Below are 18,660 nucleotides of genomic sequence, written 5' to 3'. Positions count from 1 at the left end.
TCATCGTCCGCGCTTGCGTTCGCGCCTTGCCTGCACAATCAGCAACGCGAGCAGATACGGCGCGCCGATCAGAGCCGTCAGCACGCCCGCAGGAATTTCGCGCGGCGCGAGCAGCGTGCGCGCGCCGATATCGGCAGCGGCGAGAATGGCCGCGCCACAGGTCGCCGCGAGCCACAAGCGCACGCGATGCGCGCGCCCCCCCAACAATGCCGCAAGATGCGGCGCCATCAATCCGACAAAGCCGATCGGCCCGACAGCCGCAACGGCCGCGCAGGCCACGATGGTGGCCACCGTCAGCGCAAGCGGACGCAGCAGCGCGACGGGCAAGCCGAGTGATGCCGCCTGATCGTCGCCGAGTGCGAGCAGATCGAGTGGACGCGCCAGCAGCACGAATGCAGGCAACGCGACCGCGCACCACGGTAACAGCGCGAGCACATCGCTCCAGCTACGCCCGTAGGTGCCGCCCACCAGCCACACGACAAAGCGCGCGGGCTGCACGCTTTCCTGCACGATCACCCATTGCGCGAGCGTCGTCCACAGCGTGCCGACCACCAGCCCCGTCAACGCGACCGCAAGCGGCGCGTAACGCATGCGCCGGTTCAGCGCGAGAATCGCGACCAGCGTGACGCCGCCGCCGATCAGCGACGACACCGCAATCGTCGCGTGCGCGGCGAGCGGCCAGAACAGCAGCGCGACGAGCGTCGCGAGTGAAGCGCCTTGCGTGACGCCGAGCACTTCCGGCCCGGCAAGCGGATTGCGCACGACGCTTTGCATCAGCACGCCGCTGGCCGCGAGCATCGCGCCCGCAAGCAACGCGCACACCACGCGCGGCAAACGCAGATCGAGCAGCATGCGCGCGACGCTGTCGCTGCCGTTCAATGCCGCGAGCCAGCGCGACGGATCGAGCGACGTCTCGCCTAACGTGCCTGCGGCATAGATCGAAATGGCCGCGACAGTAGCGACGATCAAACCAGCGCCAAGCGGGGAAAGTCCCGTGATCCATGTAGCGAAACGGCCGCGCGCCGATTGGGCGGGGGCGTGCCCGGCTTGCGTGAGCGCCGAGGTCCATGCGCCGCCGTGACGGATCATCGCGAGCATCAGCGGCGTGCCGACGACGGCGATCGCCACCCCCGTCGACAGCGTGCCGTCCAGATCGAGCGCGAGCACGGCACTATCGGTTGCGAGCACGAGCAGCGCGCCGACCAGCGCGGACAACGGCGCGAGTGCGGCAAGTCGCGTCGAGCGCGAGCCGCGCAGATGACGCAACAGGTTCGGCGCGATCAACCCGACATACGACATCGGCCCTGCAACACTCACCGCCACGCTCGCGAAGCCGATCGCGACGAGCAGCGCATAAAAGCGCGCTGCATCCACGCGCACGCCGACGGCAAGCGCCGCGTCGTCGCCGAGCGCGATGGGATCGAGCGGACGCACGACGAAGGGCAGCGCCGCGAGCGGCAACAGCAGCCACAGCACCGCTGTAACAAGTCCGTCAGCGCCCGGTTGATAAAGGCTGCCGCTCGCCCACAGCGCGACGCCCGCGATGCTTTGCTCGAAGAACGCGAGCGTGAGCGTCGAAACCGCCGAGAACAGCAGCATGCAGACACTGCCCGCGAGCACCATGCGCAACGGCGTCGCGCGCCAGCCGCCCGCTGCCGCCGCGACGCACGCGGCGGCGAGCAGGCCGCAGCCGAACAGCAGCGGCACGGAAGCAGCGCCCGCCAGCGCGGGTATCAGCATCGCGGCGAGCAGGCCAAGCTGCGCGCCGCCCGTGATGCCGAGCAGATCCGGCGACGCGAGCGGATTACGCGTCAGCGACTGGAACAGCGCACCCGACACACCGAGACATCCACCCGCCACCAGTGCGGCCAGCACGCGCGGCAAATGCAAATTGAACAGCAGCACATGCGCGAGCGCGTGTTCGTCGGTGTCATGCGCTGCATTCGACGTTGCGGCGTGCAGCAGCATCGACAGATCCGGGGCGAGGCGCAACGCGGTGACGATCGCAATCACCGCGAGCAGCGCGAACGTCAGCATGCCGACGCGGCTATGCTGTGCCTCGCGCCAGCGCGGCAGCGCGCGTGTCTGCGCCCGCTGCATGCGTTTTCTAGCGGCAAGCGTGGTCATGCGGCCAGGCCCTTGTCGTCGGACGCGCTTGCCAGTTCGTCGCTTTCCGCATGCGCGGGCACGCACATCGGCGCGCCCGTCTGCGGATGCGCGATGCGCAGCATTGGCACGCCGAAGGTCGCTTCGAGATGCTGCGGGTCGATGATCGCGTCCGGCGTGCCTTGCGCGACGATGCGGCCAGCGCGCATCAACACGATTTCATCGCTGTATGCAGCGGCCTGATTCAGATCGTGCAGCACCCAGACGATCGTCAGACCGCGCTCGCGATTCAGCCGGCGCAGTTCGCTGAGAATGTCGAGCTGGTGATGAATGTCAAGATACGTGGTCGGCTCGTCGAGCAACACGACGGGCGCGCGTTGCGCGAGCGCCATCGCGATCCACGCGCGCTGGCGCTCGCCGCCCGAGAGCGCGGCGACATCGCGCGCGGCATCGTCGGCGATGCCGGCTGCCGCGAGCGCGTCGTCGATCGCCACTCGATCTTCCTTCGACAAGCCACGCATCCAACCGCCGTGCGCGTAGCGTCCGTACGCGACCAGATCGCGCACGGAAAGACCGGCGGGAATCTGGTTGAACTGCGAGAGCATCGTCAGCGTGCGCGCGAGATCGCGCCGCCGATACGACGCGAGCGCCTTGCCCGCGACCGTCACCTCACCCGCCAGCGCGGGCTGCAAACCGGCGAGCGAGCGCAGCAGCGTGCTCTTGCCGCAACCGTTCGGCCCGCACAGTGCGGTCACGCGATTCGCGCGAATGTCGATGTCGAGCGAATCGATCACGACGTGATCGCGATATCCCACCGTCAGCGAACGCGCCGACAATGCCAGGTTGGAACTGCTTTTCATTGGATCATGTAGCGGTGGCGAAGGTTTTGGACCTTTGTGCGTTTGCTGGAACGCTGTAGCTTTCCGCCATCGCGACGACGACCTTGCGCGGGCCTTCGAACGGATCGCGCGCATGTGCCGTCAGCATGTTGTCGAGCATCACCACATCGCCGCCCGCCCACGGAAACACGATGCGCTGTTGATCCAGTACACCGCGAATCTCCGCGAGCGCGTCCGCTTCGAGCGGCGCGCCGTCGCCGTAATAGACGTTGCGCGGCACGTTGTCGAGACCCACTGCATCGACGAGCGCTTCCTGCATGTCTTCATCGAGCGCGGACAGATGGAACAGATGCGCCTGATTGAACCACACGCGCTCGCCCGTGCGCGGATGCACGGCAACCGCCTGGCAAAGCTCGCGCGTACGCAGCAGCGGTTCGCCGTCGTCGTCTTCGCGCCATTCGCAATCGATGCCGCGCGCCGCGCACATCGCATCGACGGCGCGCGGGTCTTCGGTGCCGAACGACTGTTGCCAAGGCAGATCGAGTCCCTGGCCGAAGTTGCGCACGTACAGCAGTTCGCGTCGGGCGAAGCGTTCGATCAACGCGGGGTCGAGCGCGCGATAGATCGCGCGGCTGTCGGCGATCGGCGTCGCGCCGCCGGAACGCGCGGCGAGCGCGCAATGGAACCAGATGCGCATCGGCCATTCGCGCGTGTACGACTGCTCGTTGTGCAGCGGAATCGAGCGATGCGGCGGATATTCCGTCGACGTGTACACGGCGCCTTCGACCTGGCTGCGAGGCGTCGACGCGAATTCATAGCCGATCAGCGGCGAGCCGAACGAGGCGGCGAATTGCTGGAACGTGTCGATCGACGGCACGTCGAAGCCCGTGAACAGCACGCCGCCTGCGCGCTCGATGCAGTTGTTCGCGATGTCGCGCAATAGCGGCGCTGCGGCTTCGAGCGTGAATGACCTGTCGATGCGCGGCGAAACGATGGTCGGCAGGCCGGGCTCGATGCGCAGGTCGTCGAGTGTCGGGAGAGACGCTGTCATGACGTGTCCTCAGTGGCAGGCCGCGCCGATCATGCGTTGACAACGCATCGACGTGGCTCGAAGAACGGTCTCGCGCGGCGCGCTCGTGGCGCGCGAGAATCTTGGATGCGCTCTGCTTTGGCAGGGCGGCAGCGCGCGGCTCAGCGCGTATTCGGCGCTGCGTCCATATGACGGCGCAGACTCGCGGGACGCATGTCGGTCCACACGCTTTCGATATGTTCGAGGCACGCGGCCTTCGGCCCGCGCACGCCGACTTCGCGCCAGCCGGCGGGCACGTCGCGGAACGTCGGCCAGATCGAATACTGTTCTTCGTCGTTGATGACGACCGTGTATTGAACGTCGTCCTGTGCGTCTTGATGCGTGTTCTGGGTCATGTCGTGTCTGCTTGCGTATCAGGTGAGATGCAGTTGAACGTTTGCCTTCGTGAATTCACAAGGCCGTCATCTGCTTGACGTTCGACGCGCAGCTTTTTTTACTGCGCCCCGTCGTCTTTGCGTACGCGACGTTTTGCGCGCCGGCATGCATGCAGTCCGCGCAATGCTTCGCGGCGTCGCGAACCATGAAATGGACGAGCGTCTGTGAAACGTTCAAGGCGCGCGCGGTTTCCTGCAAGGTCTCTTCGCGCAGACGCACGCGCTCGAAGGCGCTGCGCGTGCGCTCGGGCAATTGCGCGAGGGCGTCGAACGCGTGGCGCAGCGAGTCGCGTGTGACGAGCGCGGACTCGGGCGACGGTTCGGGCGATGGCACATCGAGCCCATCTTCCTCGCACGCGTGCCACGTGTTTTCGAGCGACTGGCGGCGGCACGCGTCGATCGATGCGTTGCGCACCATGCGCGCCACGTAGGCGAGCGGCTGCCGCACGTCGTCCTGGTTCGAAAAGCCCGTGAGCTTGATGAATACGTCGTGGACCACATCCTCGGCACGGCTCGAACAGCCGACGAACGACCGCGCAAGCTGGATCAGCGAGCGGCGGTTTTCGATCAGCACGTCGAGCAGCAGTCCTTCGCAGCCGCGTTCTTCGCTTGAGCTTGAATGCGCTTCGCGGGGCGCTTCGGACGGCTCGCAATCGATGTCGTCCAGTGCGCCTTGTGCGAACGCCGCCGGATGACGGTCGATCCGTGCTGCAAACCTCGCCATTGATTCAGCCATCGAATCGTCTCCATGTCGCTATCGGTCAGATGGAAGCGAATCTATCGTAAACGCGAATCATTCTCAATCATATATCCGCCTATTCTTATTATTTTTTGGTGACATTTATGCTTGACGGATGGTTTTTTGCGAAGTCGCGGGATTAGGCGATGCAGGGCGCATAGGCTTGGGGGGATTGGGTTGGGCGGCTGGCCAGCCCTTCCCCGGGCGTGTTGATGAAGTCCGCGTCATTGCCCAAGATGCCCCGTAGCTCTCGACCGCCGGGGCATCGTCTTGGCCGAAGAGCTTTCCGGCGGCTGGAGTGCGTGCCTACGCGTCCATGGAATGAGCAGATATCACGAGTTTTGAGCAGATAGTGACCTGATTTGAGCAGATAGTCAGCTGATTGAGCAGATTCCCTCGCACACTGATGGCAATCGTCTATACGTTAAATGATGGGCCAGGAGCCCCCCGTAAGCGAGGTCTACATCTGTTGGCGTCGCGCCGACGGACAGTTAGTTGCTTGCAATGCACTGAATTGCTGACGCCTGCGATCAAGATTCCGGTCGCAAATAACGTCGAACGCATGCCGGCAAAGCAAATCGCGTCGTGATTACGATGGAAGCGGCCCGCGCATTCGCGCTCGTCGACAGATAACGTCGCGAGCGCGGATGCGGCGAGCCGCATGAACGTTGACAAGGAGGCGCCGTGGTTCTACCCCACAACCCGCTTCTCCGGCACCCCGCGCAACAGCGCGATACCGCTCATGAACAACAAAGCCGTCAGCAGATACAGCGCGTTATCCATGCTGCCCGTATGCGTCTTGATGAGACCGATCACCCAAGGGCTCACGATGCCGCTCGTAATCCCGATACTGCTGATCAACGCAATGCCCGCCGCCGCAGCCTTGCCCGACAGATAACCGGACGGCACCGTCCAGAAGATCGGCAGCGCGGCGAAGATCAGCACGGCTGCTATCGAAAGAATGCCGAGCATCGCGGCAAAGCTGCTCAAATGCAGCGTCAACAGCGAAAGCGCGATACCGCCGCCGATTGTGCACGCCGCGAAATGCTTGCGCCGCTCGCCATGACGATCCGAATGTCGCGCGATCAGAATCAGGCCCACTGCGCCGATCGCGTTCGGAATCACCGTGTACAGGCTGATCCACAGCACGTCGTGCACGCCGAAGTCGCGGATCATCAGCGGCATCCAGAAGTTGAGCGTCAACGATGCGCACGTCAGCGAGAAGTAGATGAACGCGAACAGATAGACGCGCGGGTTGCGCAATGCGTCAATGAACGCGCGCGACGAATGCGAGTTCGCGGGCCGATGCTCTGCATCGCGTTGCTCGATCAGATACGCCTTTTCCTGCGGTGTGAGCCACGCTGCATGCTGCGGGCCGTCGACGAGCCAGAACGCTGCGAGCAGTCCCAGCACGACAGCGGGCGCGCCTTCGATGGCGAACATCCATTGCCAGCCGTACAGGCCCATCACGCCCGCCATGTCGCGCATGATCCAGCCGGAGATAAGGCCACCGAGCACGCCCGCCACCGCGACGCCTGCGAAGAAGATCGATAGGATCACGGCACGCCGCCGCGCCGGATACCAGTACGTCAGATACAGCACGATGCCGGGAAAGAAACCCGCTTCGAACACGCCGAGCATGAAGCGCAGCAGATAGAAATGCGAAGCCTGCGACACGAACATCATGCACACCGACGCAACGCCCCACAGCAGCATGATCCGTGTGAACGTGCGACGCGCGCCGAAACGCGCGAGCAATAGATTGCTCGGCACTTCGCACAGCACATAACCGATATAGAAGACGGCCGCGCCGAGTCCGTACATCGCATCGCTGAAGCCGAGGTCGTGCTTCATCTGCAATTGCGCGAAGCCGATGTTGATGCGGTCGAGAAACGAAATGACGTAGCAGAGAAACAGAAACGGCACGATCCGCAACGCAACCTTGCGATACAGCGCGTTGTCGTCCTGATACGCGGCGGCAGGTTCGCCGGGCTCATAGGCATGCGTGATTGACTGACTCATCGAGATCTCCAGGCAATGCGGGTCCATCGGACCCATTGGGTCCGGCGTCTGTTGCGCCGTGTTGTCAGGGAAGACGGCTCGCGCTTCGTTTACTGGGCGAGCCGCATCGAGGGATCAGGCGGCGACGCGCGGCGCGTCGGCCGTGTGCTGCGCAGCGGATGGATTCGGCTGATCGACGCCTTCGCGCGCGTATCGGATCGCTTCCATCAGCGTCGCGTAATCGCCGATATGATTCGCGAGCAGCAGAATCAGCTGCGCGTTTGCGGCCTGGCTTTGCGCTTCGTCGAAATCGCGGTGCATGTCGATCAGCGCTTCGTAGAAGTCGTCGGGCTGCGTCAGATTGAGTTGCGTGATGAGTGCCACGTTTGTCTCCAACTTTTATCGTATCGATGTGCGCTACTGCGTTCAGGCCACGCCTTCCACGCACAACGCTCGCTTGAGCGCCGCGTCGATTTGCGTTGCGTCGAACGTGCGCCAGCGCGCGCACACGTGCTGGTCCGGACGAATCAGATAGAACGTGCCGGGCATGGCGTCGTAACGCGACCATGCGAGACCTTCCGCGTCTTCGAGCACGACGGCATCGTCGAGGTCATGCACGGCATGGCGAATGCCATGCGACGCAACGACAACCAGCCTGAACGGAATCGAACCTGTTTGCAGCGCTTTCAACGCGCGTTGCGTCGCCGCGTCGATACCATCCTTGCCGCAAAAGACGACGCCCGTGAACGCATTGCCGAGTTGCGCAAGCAGCCACGCGGGCGCGCCATTCGATAAAACAGGCGCATCCACGCACGAAGCGCCCGGCACCATCTTGCCTTCGAAGCCGTCGTTATCGGTGGAGTTGAGCGTCGAGTCGCGCAGCACGGCGGGCACCGAAAGTCGCCCGCTGTTAGCGAGCTGTCGCGCAAACGGATGCTTTCGCGCAAGCTTCAATACAGCATCGCGGAACGTGCGGCTGACAGGTGACTTGGGCGTGATGAAATCAGTCGAGCGCGTCGAGTTGCGAATGTTCTCGTCGGCGGCGTATTCGCGTTCGCTCGCATAGGTGTCGAGCAATGCATCGGGCGCGCGTCCGTCCAGCACCATCGCGAGTTTCCACGCGACGTTCTCGGCATCCTGAAAGCCGCTATTCGCACCGCGTGCGCCAAACGGCGAAACCAGATGCGCGGCATCGCCGACGAACAGCACGTTGCCATGCCGGAAACGCTCCATACGCAAACACGAGAACGTATAGACGCTGACCCATTCCAGCTCGAACTTGACGTCCGGCCCGAGCAGCGCGCGCACGCGCGGCAGCACGCGTTCGGGCGTTTTCTCAAGCGCAGGGTCCGCGTCCCAGCCAAGCTGAAAGTCGATACGCCACACGTTATCCGGCTGCCGATGCAGCAGCACCGATTGATTCGGATGAAACGGCGGATCGAACCAGAACCAGCGCTCGCTCGGAAACTCCGCTTCCATCTTCACATCGGCGATCAGGAAGCGGTCCTTGAACACGCGGCCTTTGCTGTCGAGGCCCATCATGTTGCGGATCGGGCTGCGCGAGCCGTCGGCGGCGACCACATAGCGGCCGCACAGTGCGTACTCGCCTTCGGGCGTCTCGATGGTCAGCGTGACGAATGCATCGGCGGAACCCGGCTCGCCGTGCTGCTGCAAGCCGACCACCTTGCTCTTCCAGCGGATGTCGATATTCGACAGCGACTGCGCGCGCTCGAGCAGAAAACCTTCGACGTAGTACTGCTGCAGATTGATGAACGCGGGCCGATGATGCCCCGCCTCCGGCAGCAGATTGAACGTGTACACCATCTCTTCCTGCAGGAACACCTTGCCGACGTTCCAGCTGATGCCCTTGTCGACCATGCGGTCACCGCATCCGAGGCGATCGAAAATATCGAGCGAGCGCTTCGAAAAACAGATTGCGCGCGAACCTGTGGCGAGCGAACAATCGTCGTCGACGAGCACGACGGGGATGCCTTGCTGCGCGAGATCGATCGCCGTTGCGAGGCCGACGGGTCCCGCGCCGACCACGATCACGGGATGCCGCGCCGGGTCTGTCGTCGCTGCAACTGCATCCTGCTCGGCGCAGCGCCGGTATTCGAACGACAAGGTCTGGTAGTTGATGCTGCTCATTCTGCTGTCTCCATCCATCTGCGCTGTGCTATTGCTGCGTCGTCAGGCTTGCAGCGCGTCCCACATGTCCTTGTCGCGTTGTGCGGTCCAGATACGCGGATGCGTGATGCCGCTCGCTTCGTCATAAGCGCGCGATACATCGAACGGCAAGCAATGCTCATAGATGAAGACATGGCCGAACTTCGGGTCCATCGACTTGCGCGTGTGCGCCATCGCGGCCTTCAGATCAAGCTTGTCGGCGACGGCTTCGCGGCCGCTTTGCAGCAGCGTCGTGACGAAGTCCTTCGTGTAGTCGAGGCCTTTGTTCACGTCTTCCGGCGTGGTCAGCGCGGGGCCGCGGCCCGGCACGAGCTGGTTGGCGTTCAGCGCGCGCAGCGCTTCGAGCGTGGCAGGCCACTGTTCGAGTTGCGCATCGCCGCAATAGCAGGCCGCGTCGTATTCGACCAGGTCGCCGGAGAACAGCACCTTCTGCGACGGCAGCCACACGACGGTATCGCCCTTCGTGTGACCCGCGCCCAGATGCGCGATGCGCACTTCGAGCTTGCCGAGGAACAACGTGATTTCCTTCTCGAACACGAGCGTCGGCCACGTGAGGCCCGGCACCGTTTCGACGCCTGCAAAGAGACGCGGAAAGCGCTCGATCTCCGACTTCATGTCGGCCTCGCCGCGCTCGACGATCATTTCATACGTGCCGCGGCTCGCGATGATCTGCTGTGCGCCTTCTTCGAAATACGCCGATGCGCCGAGCACGCGCACCGCGTGATAGTGCGACAGCACGACGTATTTGATCGGCTTGTCGGTCACGCTGCGGATCTTCGCGATCAGGTCCTGCGCCATCGCAGGCGTCGCGGTGGTGTCGACGATCAGCACGCCGTCGTCGCCGATCACGACGCCCGAGTTCGGGTCGCCTTCCGCCGTGTACGCATACGCGTTCTCGGACAGCTGCGTCCACGTGACCTTCTTTTCTTCGAGGTCGGCTTGCGATGCGAATGCCTTGGCCATGCTCGTCTCCGTTGATTGAGGGGCGACGGGCGAGACGCGGCGCACGCTGGCGCAGCGGTAGGGAGGTGTCTCGTCCAGTCTGATTGGAATGATGTCCGGCGACTATTAGGCCGGAGTGATTTCATCTTAGACGCTACCGATTATTTGTCAATAGCGAAACGTATCGCTATACGCTAATTTCTCGTATACCCTGGGCGTTTCCCGGATCGAGCGGGGCGAAGGTTGGCGTTCGTTTAACATGGACCTTTTTTCGATACCGAAAGGCGACGTGAGCGGCATGGCGAAGACGGCAAAAGACGACGAGACGACAGGCTCGGGCAAGCAGCAGCGCGGCATCCAGAGCGTCGAGGTCGGCGGACGGCTGCTGCATGCGCTCGCGAGAGCACGCGCGCCGCTCGCGCTGTCCGATCTCGCCGCGAGCGCCGACATCGCGCCCGGCCAGGCGCATGCGTATCTGGTGAGCCTCACGCGGCTTGGTCTCATCAAGCGCGACGAACTCTCGGGACGCTACGAGCCGGGGCCGTTGTCGTTGCGGCTCGGCCTGATGCAGCTGGCGAACCAGCCGGCGTTTCGCGCCGCCGTGCCACGCGTCTCGGCGCTCGCCGAAGAAATCGGCTTCAGCGTCGCGATCTGCACCGTAGGACCGCAAGGTCCGACCATCGTCCGATACGAGCATGCAGGGTTTCCGCTGCATGTGAACCTGCACGTGGGCACCGTGATGTCGTTGCCGGCGACGTCGACGGGACGCGTGTTCTGCGCGCACCTCGCGCCCGAGACATTGCAGACGATGTGGGCCAATCAGTCGGGCGGCACCAGCGATATCGTTGCGCCTTCAGAACGCAAAGCATTCGACGCGACGCTCGCGGCGATCCGCGAGCGCGGCATCGAACGGGGCATCGATGCGCCGAGCCCCGGCATCAGCAGTCTTGCCGCGCCCGTACTCGATGCCGATGGACAGTTATGTCTCGCGCTGACGGTGATCGGGCCGAGCGGCACAATCGATGTGAACTGGGACGGCCCGATCGCGCGCGCGCTTCGACAGGCGGCGCGCGAAATCGGCGCGGATATCGCGGCGGATTGAACATGAAAGCAGCACTCGATAACACATTGCCCGCGAACGCCGACGCGAAACAGCAGCGCGGCATTCAATCGCTCGACAGCACGGGCGAACTGCTAACGGCTTTGGTCGCGGCGGGCAAGCCGTTATCGCTGCGCGATCTCGCTGCGGCCGCGGACATGCCGCCCGCGAAGGCGTTTCCGCATCTGGTGAGCTTGCAGAAGATCGGCTTGCTGAGCCGCGATACGTCGGGCTGTTTCGAAGCGGGGCCGCTTGCGCTCGAACTCGGTCTGATCGGTTTGCAACGTCTATCACCGACGCGTGAAGCCGAGCCGGAGATCGTCGATCTTGCAGTGACGACGGGCATGAGCGTCGCGATGGCCGTGCTCGGTCCGCTCGGGCCGACCGTCGTGCGGCTCGAAGAATCGGCGCGGCCACTGCATGTGAGCCTGCGCGTGGGTACGGTAATGTCGCTCGTGAACACGGCGATTGGCCGCGTGTTCGCCGCGCATGTCGCCGACGAAGTGCGGCATGGTCTACTCGCGCAGGATCATCTACGGCTGGCGGGCGCGTCGACGTCCGATACGCACGATACAAAGCTCGCGCAGCCGTATGCGGAACGTCTGGCGCAAATTCGCGGGCAAGGCATCGACACCGCGCTCAACAAGCCGATCCCCGGCATCAACACGCTGGCCGCGCCCGTGTTCGATCACACGGGCAGCATCGTGCTGGTGATCGCGTTGATGGGTACAGCGGGGAGTTTCGATAGCGATACGCAAGGCGGCGCAGCGAAGACGTTGCTGGCGGCGACGCAAAGGTTGTCGCGGCGGTTTGGCTACGTGCCCGGCTGAGCGCGCCGCAGACTACTGCGTCCCATCCTCCGCCGCCGCACCCGTCTCCTGCGACAGCCGCGCCTTCGCATGCCGCATCTTCTCCAGCGTATGCGGCTCCAGCCGCAACGCGACGCCGATCGCGAGCGCATCCATCACGCACAGATGCACGAGGCGCGACACGCCCGGCGTGTTCGGATCGATGGGACTCGGCACGCGCAGCAACAACGGAATATCGACGAGCCACGCAAGCCTTGAGCCGACATTCGTCAGCGCGATCGTCGTCGCGCCGCGCTCCTTCGCGATCTGCATGCTCTCGTTCACTTCGACGCTGCGGCCCGAATGCGAAATCGCGAACGCGACATCGCCGGGTTCGAGCAGGCCCGCGTAAAGACGCTGCAAATGCGCATCGGTGAAAGCGCTCGCGGCGATATCGAGCCGCAGGAAACGCAGTGCCGCGTCCTGCGCGACGAGTCCCGAGCCTGAACCAACGCCGAAGAAATACACGCGGCGCGCGCTCGCGAGCGCAGCGAGCGCCGCATTCACCGCAACAGGATCGATCGCGCTGCGCGCCTGCGTGATGCCCTCGACAGCCGCTTCGCCGACCTTGTCGATCAGCGTCTGCGTATCGTCGCCACGCGCCACGGCCGTCGACGCATACGGCATCCCGCCCGCGACGCTCTGCGCGAGCTGCATCTTGAAGTCGCGCAAACCGTGCGCGCCCACCGCGCGACAAAAGCGCGTCACGGAAGGCTCCGACACGTCCGCGCGCTGCGCGAGCTCGGTGATGCTCGCGCGCATCGCGAAGTCGACATCGGACAGCACCATGTCGGCGACCTTGCGCTCGGCGGGCCGCAGCGATTCAAGCGCGCTGCGGATGTGAGGAATCAGGTTCGGTGCGGACACCCGTGCGTTCCTTTGGATGGAGGATGAATCAGCGGCATGTCATTGGTGCCCGTCTGATGCTGTCAGCCCAGTCTGTTTCCGCTCTCCGTGTCGAACAGATGCGTGTGCTGCTCGGGAAAGCGCACCGTCACGCGCTGGCCCGGCTCGATCGACGCGCGCTGGCGCATCGTCACGCACCACGCCGCGCCGCCGATCTTGCCGTACAGATGCGTTTCCGCGCCCGTCGGCTCGACTACCTCGACATCCATCGGAATGCCTTCATTCGACGCTTCGATATGTTCGGGCCGCACGCCTAGCGTGACCTTCGCGCCCGGTTTCGCCACCGCCTGACTCGTGCCCGCAAGCGGAATCAACGCGCCGTCCGCGAGCTTCAATGCGGCACCGTTCGGCGCGCTCACCACTTCGCCAGCGGCGAAATTCATCGAAGGCGAACCGAGAAAGCTCGCGACGAACAGATTCGCCGGCCGGTCGTAAAGCTCCAGCGGACGCCCGATCTGCTCGATGCGCCCCGCGTTCATCACGACGATGCGGTCGGCCATCGTCATGGCTTCGATCTGGTCATGCGTGACGTAGATCACCGTATTCTTCAGCCGCTGATGCAGCGCCTTGATCTCCGTGCGCATCTGCACGCGCAGCTTCGCATCGAGATTGGACAGCGGCTCGTCGAACAGGAACAGCGACGGCTCGCGCACCACCGCGCGGCCCATCGCGACGCGCTGGCGCTGGCCGCCCGACAGCGCGCGCGGCAAGCGGTCCAGATAGCCGCTGAGGTTCAGCATCTTCGCCGCCGCTTCGATGCGCGGCTTGAAACTCGTCGACGCTTCCTTGCGGATGCGCGGACCGAACGCGATGTTGTCGTACACGGACAGATGCGGATACAGCGCGTAGCTCTGGAACACCATCGAGATATTGCGCTGCTGCGGCGGCAAGCCGTTCGCGCGCGTGCCGCCGATCATCAGGTCGCCGCCACTGATTTCCTCGAGGCCCGCGACCATCCGCATCAACGTGCTCTTGCCGCAACCGGACGGGCCGACCAGCACGACGAACTCGCCGTCGTCGATATGCAGGTCGATGCCGTGCACGACCTGCGTGTCGCCGTAACGCTTGTAGATGCCGCTCAGTTGCACTGCTGCCATGCTGTCCTCATCGTCGGTTGCGGTTGTGTCGCGTGTTCCTTTCGGGCGCTTATCCAGGCGCTACAGCGATTCGAGCGTCAGTTCTTCGGCCATCAGCCGGTTGCCCGCCATCAGGCCGCCATCGACGGGCAACACCACGCCCGTGATCACGCGCGCCATCGGCGACGCAAGAAACAGCACGGCGTCGGCGATATCGTCGGGCGTCGCGAAGTCGCGCAGCGGATACCACTTCTTCAGGTCCTCGAAAACCTGCGGGTTCTTGTCGACGCGCGCCTGCCACGCCTGCGTCTTCACCGTGCCCGGGCACACGATGTTCGCGCGTATGCGATAGCGGCCAAGCTCGATCGCCAGCGACTTCGTGTAGCTGATCAGCCCCGCTTTCGCCGCGCTGTACGCGGGATGTCCAAGCGCCGCCAGGCCGTTCACAGAGCCGATCAGCACGATCGATCCGTGCTGCCGCTCGATCATCGACGCGCGCACCGCTTCGACCGTGTGATACGTGCCGTTCAGATTCAGATCGACGTCGCGCCGCCAGCTTGCGGCGTCCGTCTTCGCAAGCGTCAGCCCTTGCGCCGCGCCGGCGTTCGCGACGAGCACGTCGACGGGACCGCGTTTATCGACGGCTTGTGCGACGCGTTCGCGCACGGCATCGGCGTCGCACAGATCGACGGCGATGGGCGTCACGCTGTCGGTGCCCAGTTCCGCAGCCAGCTGATCCAGCGCGGCCGCATCGACATCGAGCGCGAGCACTGTCGCGCCGTCCTGCACGAAACGCCGGCACAACACGCTGCCGATCCCGCCGCATGCTCCCGTCACCAGCACGACACGCTTCATGTCCTGTCCTCTTCGCGATTTTCGCAATTGCGGCGGGCGGGCTTCACGTAAGCCAAAAGCCGCACCCATCTTGTAAATTTCCTACATATTGCACATTTTCACGGACTGCGGACCATCCGGACGCTACAAATGGCGAATACCCCGCAGCGCACAAAAAGCCCATCCTTTACAGCATGTTATGCAAAAAACCGCGCGATAAAAAATATGGTCAGCCCTACGTGACAAGCTTTTTTTTCGTGTGTAGGATTTTTTCAAACAATTTAACCCAAGCAGCCGGCTACGGCCGCGGACCACCCAGGAGAGACGAAATGTCGTTGCATGCACGTGCTTCCCTTACGCTCGGCAAAGTCGCCGCAGCGCTCGCGTTTGCAGGTCTTGCCCTATCGGCGCACGCCGATACGGTGCGTGTGACGGTCGCGCATTACAGTGACGCGACGGCACCGTACTTCGAGAAAATGGCGCGCCAGTTCGAAAAGGCCAATCCCGGCACCACGATCAAGATCGAGGACGTGAACTGGGACACGCTGCAACAGAAGCTGCAAACGGATATCTCGGGCAACGCCAACGCCGACCTCGCGATCGTCGGCACGCGCTGGCTGCTCGACTTCGTGAAGGACGACGTCGCCGAGCCGCTCGACCCGTACATGGACGCGAACTTCAAGAACCGCTTCATTGGCCCGTTCCTCGCGCCCGGCCAGATCAACGGCAAGACGTACGGCCTGCCGATCGCCGCGTCGGCACGCGCGCTGTACTACAACAAGGATCTGCTCGCGAGCGTCGGCTATCCGAATGGCCCGAAGACGTGGAATGACGTGATCGACGCGTCGAAGAAGCTGAAGGCGAAGGGCGTTGCCGGTTTCGGCCTGCAAGGCAAGGAAATCGAAACCGACGTGTACTACTACTACGCGCTGTGGACCAACGGCGGCGACGTGCTGAACAAGCAAGGCAAGGCCGGCTTCGATTCGCCGGCGGGCATCAAGGCAGCGACGCTGTACAAGTCGATGATCGATCAGGGCCTGACGCAGCCGGGCGTCACGGGTTATAGCCGTGAAGACGTGCAGAACCTCTTCAAGCAAGGCCGCGTCGCGATGATGATTTCCGCGCCGTTCCTCGCGAAGCAGATCAAGAAGGAAGCGCCGAACCTGAAGTACGGTATCGATCCGCTGCCCGTCGGCACGAACGGCGCGACGTATGCCGTTACCGACTCGATCGTGATGTTCAAGAACTCGAAGGTGAAGAAGGACGCGTGGAAGTTCCTCGACTATCTGTTCACGAAGGAACCGCGCGTCGAGTTCACGAGCACGGAAGGCTTCCTGCCGACCACCAAGGCCGAAGCCGCCGATCCCGCGTTCAACGATGCCGACACGAAGGCGTTCATCGCGCTGCTGCCGCAAGCGCGCTTCGCGCCGACCGTGTCGGGCTGGGAAGACACAGCGAAGGCCGTGACGAATGCGATGCAGGCCGTGTACCTCGGCAAGTCCAAGCCTGACGATGCGCTGAAACAAGCCGCGAGCCAGGCGAATCAGGCGCTCGGCCAGTAACGCGCGTTTTGTTAGTTCATTAGCGTAGTACCGCAAGCCGCATCGGCTAAATGCCGATGCGGCTTCACATTCGATGAGCGCAAGGCTTTTCATGCGACTCGCCGTATTGCATCCGGCCCATTCCGTCCCGAGGGCTTCATGAGTTCCAACGCCCAAGCATCCGTCGATCAAGCACGCATGAGCCGTTCCATTGCCCCACGCGCCGCCGCGCCCTGGTGGCTGATCGCGCCGAGTCTGATCCTCGCGCTGTTCATCATCAGTTACCCGATCTTCAACATCGTGTATCAGTCGGTGCACGATGTCTCGCGCTTCGGCGCGATTCGCGATTTCACCGGGTTGAAGAACTTCTTCACGGTGTTCGCCGACCCCGTGTTTCTCGATTCGCTACGCCGGACCATCGTGTGGACGGCAGCCGTCGTCGGCGGCACGGTGATCATTTCGGTGCCCGTCGCGCTCGTGCTGAATCAGGATTTCCACGGACGCGGCATTGCACGCACGATCATCATGCTGCCGTGGTCCGTGTCGCTGACGATGACGGCCGTCGTCTGGCGCTGGGCTTTCAACGACGACTACGGAATGGTCAACGTGACGTTGCAGCGGCTCGGGTTGATCGGCGGCCCGATTCACTGGCTCGCGACGCCCGAGCTCGCGTTTCCCGTCGAGATCGCGGTCGGTATTCTCGTGTCGATTCCGTTCACGGTGACGATCCTGCTCGGCGGCCTGTCATCCGTGCCCGGCGACATCTACGAAGCCGCGCGCATCGACGGCGCGAACGCGTGGCAGCAGTTCCGTCAATTGACACTGCCGCTGCTGCGCCCGTTCGTGAACATGGCGATCCTGCTCAACGTGATCTACGTGTTCAACTCGTTTCCGATCATCTGGGTCATGACGCAAGGCGGCCCCGACAACGGCACGCATATTCTCGTCACGTATCTGTACGAACTCGGCTTCAGGCTCGGGCGTCCCGGCCAGGCGGCTGCCGTGTCGCTGGTCATGCTCATCATGCTGTTCGTGTTCTCGGTGCTGTATCTGCGCATTCAGCCGTCGAAAGAAGGAGAGCCCGCATGAATGTGAAGATGAAACGCACCGTGTGGTGCTGGCTCGCGCTATCGCCGCTCATCGTGGTCGTGCTGTTTCCGTTTGCCGTGATGTTTTTCACAGCGCTCAAGCCCGCGAACGAAGTGTTCGTCTATCCGGCGCGCTGGTTGCCCATGCACTGGCAATGGCAGAACTTCGTTGACATGTGGACGGCCGCGAACTTCGGCGTCGCGTTGCGCAACAGCACCGTCATCAGCCTGCTTTCGACAGCACTCGCGCTCGCCGTCAGCCTGCCCGCCGCGTATGCGCTGGCGCGCTTTCCGTTTCGTGGACGCGGGCTGTACCGCCAGTTTCTGCTCGTCACGCAGATGCTTTCGCCGATTCTGCTCGTGGTCGGTCTGTTCCGTCTCGCCGCGATGATTCCGTATGGCGATGGCAACCTTGTCGATTCGAAGATCGGCGTGATCGTCTCGTATGCGGCGTTCAATATCGCGTTCGCCGTGTGGATGCTGTCGTCGTATTTCCAGACCGTGCCGCGCGATCTCGAAGAATCCGCGTGGCTCGAAGGATGCAGCCGCACGCGTGCCGTGTTCAAGGTGTTCCTGCCGCTCGCCGTGCCCGCTATCGTCGTGACGGCCATTTTCACGTTCATCAACGCGTGGAACGAGTTCGCCGTCGTCTATACGCTGATCCGCTCGCCCGAGAACAAGACGCTCACCGTGCAGGTGACGGATATGGTGGCGGGCAAGTACGTCGTCGAATGGCATCTGGTGATGGCCGCGACGCTGTGCGCGACGTTGCCGGTGTCGATCGTGTTCGCGTGGCTGCAGCGCTATCTCGTGAAGGGCCTCGCGCTCGGCGCGGTCAAGTAAGGTCTTCTTTCTGTCACACAAGGGCCGTCGCGCGGCGGCGGCCCTTCGTCTGCGTCGTTCCCCACAGCCTTGTAAAGTTGTTCCGCAACAGTTCAGAAGTGGCTACCTCAAATTGCTCAAAATTGGCCATTTCCTGCGGCCAGTTTC

Annotated in this window: 17 protein-coding genes; 5 read left to right on the top strand and 12 right to left on the bottom strand. The window is 63.5% G+C overall.

The features are described from left to right. The 9 genes from fhuB to C2L64_RS18955 form a co-directional block, all read right to left on the bottom strand. Complete coding sequence (fhuB, locus tag C2L64_RS18995; protein ID WP_039899858.1) at nucleotides 1-2,127, bottom strand: Fe(3+)-hydroxamate ABC transporter permease FhuB; 2,127 nt, start codon at nucleotides 2,125-2,127, stop codon at nucleotides 1-3. Next, nucleotides 2,124-2,966 carry an ABC transporter ATP-binding protein gene (locus C2L64_RS18990; RefSeq protein ID WP_007578003.1) on the bottom strand — a complete coding sequence of 281 codons (843 nt, stop codon included), beginning with the start codon at nucleotides 2,964-2,966 and terminating at the stop codon, nucleotides 2,124-2,126. The genes fhuB and C2L64_RS18990 overlap by 4 nt, the downstream gene beginning before the upstream one ends. Before the next feature lie 4 nt (nucleotides 2,967-2,970). Beyond that, the gene (locus C2L64_RS18985; RefSeq protein WP_007578002.1) at nucleotides 2,971-3,996 is read right to left on the bottom strand and encodes a TauD/TfdA family dioxygenase; all 1,026 of its coding nucleotides are present in this window, start codon (nucleotides 3,994-3,996) and stop codon (nucleotides 2,971-2,973) included. A 140-nt stretch (nucleotides 3,997-4,136) separates the two neighbouring features. Then, nucleotides 4,137-4,370, bottom strand: a complete 234-nt coding sequence (locus C2L64_RS18980) for an MbtH family protein (protein ID WP_007578001.1) — start codon at nucleotides 4,368-4,370, stop codon at nucleotides 4,137-4,139. A 55-nt stretch (nucleotides 4,371-4,425) separates the two neighbouring features. Next, entirely contained in the window at nucleotides 4,426-5,145 is a 720-nt protein-coding gene (locus C2L64_RS18975) for an RNA polymerase factor sigma-70 (RefSeq protein WP_039899855.1), read from the bottom strand. Between the two features lie 693 nt (nucleotides 5,146-5,838). After that, nucleotides 5,839-7,170 (bottom strand): MFS transporter, encoded by a 1,332-nt coding sequence (locus C2L64_RS18970; RefSeq protein ID WP_007577999.1) that lies wholly within the window; start codon nucleotides 7,168-7,170, stop codon nucleotides 5,839-5,841. Nucleotides 7,171-7,284: 114 nt separating this feature from the next. Further along, nucleotides 7,285-7,533 (bottom strand): DUF2783 domain-containing protein, encoded by a 249-nt coding sequence (locus C2L64_RS18965; protein WP_007577998.1) that lies wholly within the window; start codon nucleotides 7,531-7,533, stop codon nucleotides 7,285-7,287. A 42-nt stretch (nucleotides 7,534-7,575) separates the two neighbouring features. Further along, nucleotides 7,576-9,297 carry an FAD-dependent oxidoreductase gene (locus C2L64_RS18960; RefSeq protein WP_007577996.1) on the bottom strand — a complete coding sequence of 574 codons (1,722 nt, stop codon included), beginning with the start codon at nucleotides 9,295-9,297 and terminating at the stop codon, nucleotides 7,576-7,578. A gap of 42 nt (nucleotides 9,298-9,339) precedes the next feature. Next, nucleotides 9,340-10,299 (bottom strand): MBL fold metallo-hydrolase, encoded by a 960-nt coding sequence (locus C2L64_RS18955; RefSeq protein WP_007577995.1) that lies wholly within the window; start codon nucleotides 10,297-10,299, stop codon nucleotides 9,340-9,342. A gap of 238 nt (nucleotides 10,300-10,537) precedes the next feature. Here C2L64_RS18955 and C2L64_RS18950 point away from each other — a divergent pair, with 238 nt between their 5' ends. Beyond that, on the top strand, nucleotides 10,538-11,380 hold the full coding sequence (locus tag C2L64_RS18950) for an IclR family transcriptional regulator (RefSeq protein ID WP_007577994.1): 843 nt from the start codon (nucleotides 10,538-10,540) through the stop codon (nucleotides 11,378-11,380). A gap of 2 nt (nucleotides 11,381-11,382) precedes the next feature. Next, entirely contained in the window at nucleotides 11,383-12,207 is an 825-nt protein-coding gene (locus C2L64_RS18945; protein ID WP_007577993.1) for an IclR family transcriptional regulator, read from the top strand. Nucleotides 12,208-12,219: 12 nt separating this feature from the next. Here the strand turns inward: C2L64_RS18945 and C2L64_RS18940 are convergent, their stop codons facing one another. From C2L64_RS18940 to C2L64_RS18930, 3 genes are all read right to left on the bottom strand, one after another. Beyond that, nucleotides 12,220-13,092, bottom strand: a complete 873-nt coding sequence (locus C2L64_RS18940) for a MurR/RpiR family transcriptional regulator (protein ID WP_007577992.1) — start codon at nucleotides 13,090-13,092, stop codon at nucleotides 12,220-12,222. 62 nt (nucleotides 13,093-13,154) lie between these two features. Further along, nucleotides 13,155-14,228 (bottom strand): ABC transporter ATP-binding protein, encoded by a 1,074-nt coding sequence (locus C2L64_RS18935; RefSeq protein WP_007577991.1) that lies wholly within the window; start codon nucleotides 14,226-14,228, stop codon nucleotides 13,155-13,157. A gap of 60 nt (nucleotides 14,229-14,288) precedes the next feature. Continuing rightward, nucleotides 14,289-15,062 (bottom strand): SDR family oxidoreductase, encoded by a 774-nt coding sequence (locus C2L64_RS18930; RefSeq protein ID WP_007577989.1) that lies wholly within the window; start codon nucleotides 15,060-15,062, stop codon nucleotides 14,289-14,291. Nucleotides 15,063-15,370: 308 nt separating this feature from the next. Between C2L64_RS18930 and C2L64_RS18925 the strand changes: the two genes are divergently transcribed. From C2L64_RS18925 to C2L64_RS18915, 3 genes are all read left to right on the top strand, one after another. After that, nucleotides 15,371-16,603 (top strand): ABC transporter substrate-binding protein, encoded by a 1,233-nt coding sequence (locus tag C2L64_RS18925; RefSeq protein ID WP_007577988.1) that lies wholly within the window; start codon nucleotides 15,371-15,373, stop codon nucleotides 16,601-16,603. Between the two features lie 177 nt (nucleotides 16,604-16,780). Next, nucleotides 16,781-17,671 (top strand): carbohydrate ABC transporter permease, encoded by an 891-nt coding sequence (locus tag C2L64_RS18920; protein WP_007577987.1) that lies wholly within the window; start codon nucleotides 16,781-16,783, stop codon nucleotides 17,669-17,671. Next, nucleotides 17,668-18,513, top strand: a complete 846-nt coding sequence (locus C2L64_RS18915) for a carbohydrate ABC transporter permease (protein WP_007577986.1) — start codon at nucleotides 17,668-17,670, stop codon at nucleotides 18,511-18,513. The genes C2L64_RS18920 and C2L64_RS18915 overlap by 4 nt, the downstream gene beginning before the upstream one ends. The last annotated feature ends 147 nt before the right edge of the window (nucleotides 18,514-18,660 follow it).

Source organism: Paraburkholderia hospita (assembly GCF_002902965.1).
Lineage (GTDB): Bacteria > Pseudomonadota > Gammaproteobacteria > Burkholderiales > Burkholderiaceae > Paraburkholderia > Paraburkholderia hospita.
This window is presented reverse-complemented; position numbering and strand designations above follow the sequence as displayed.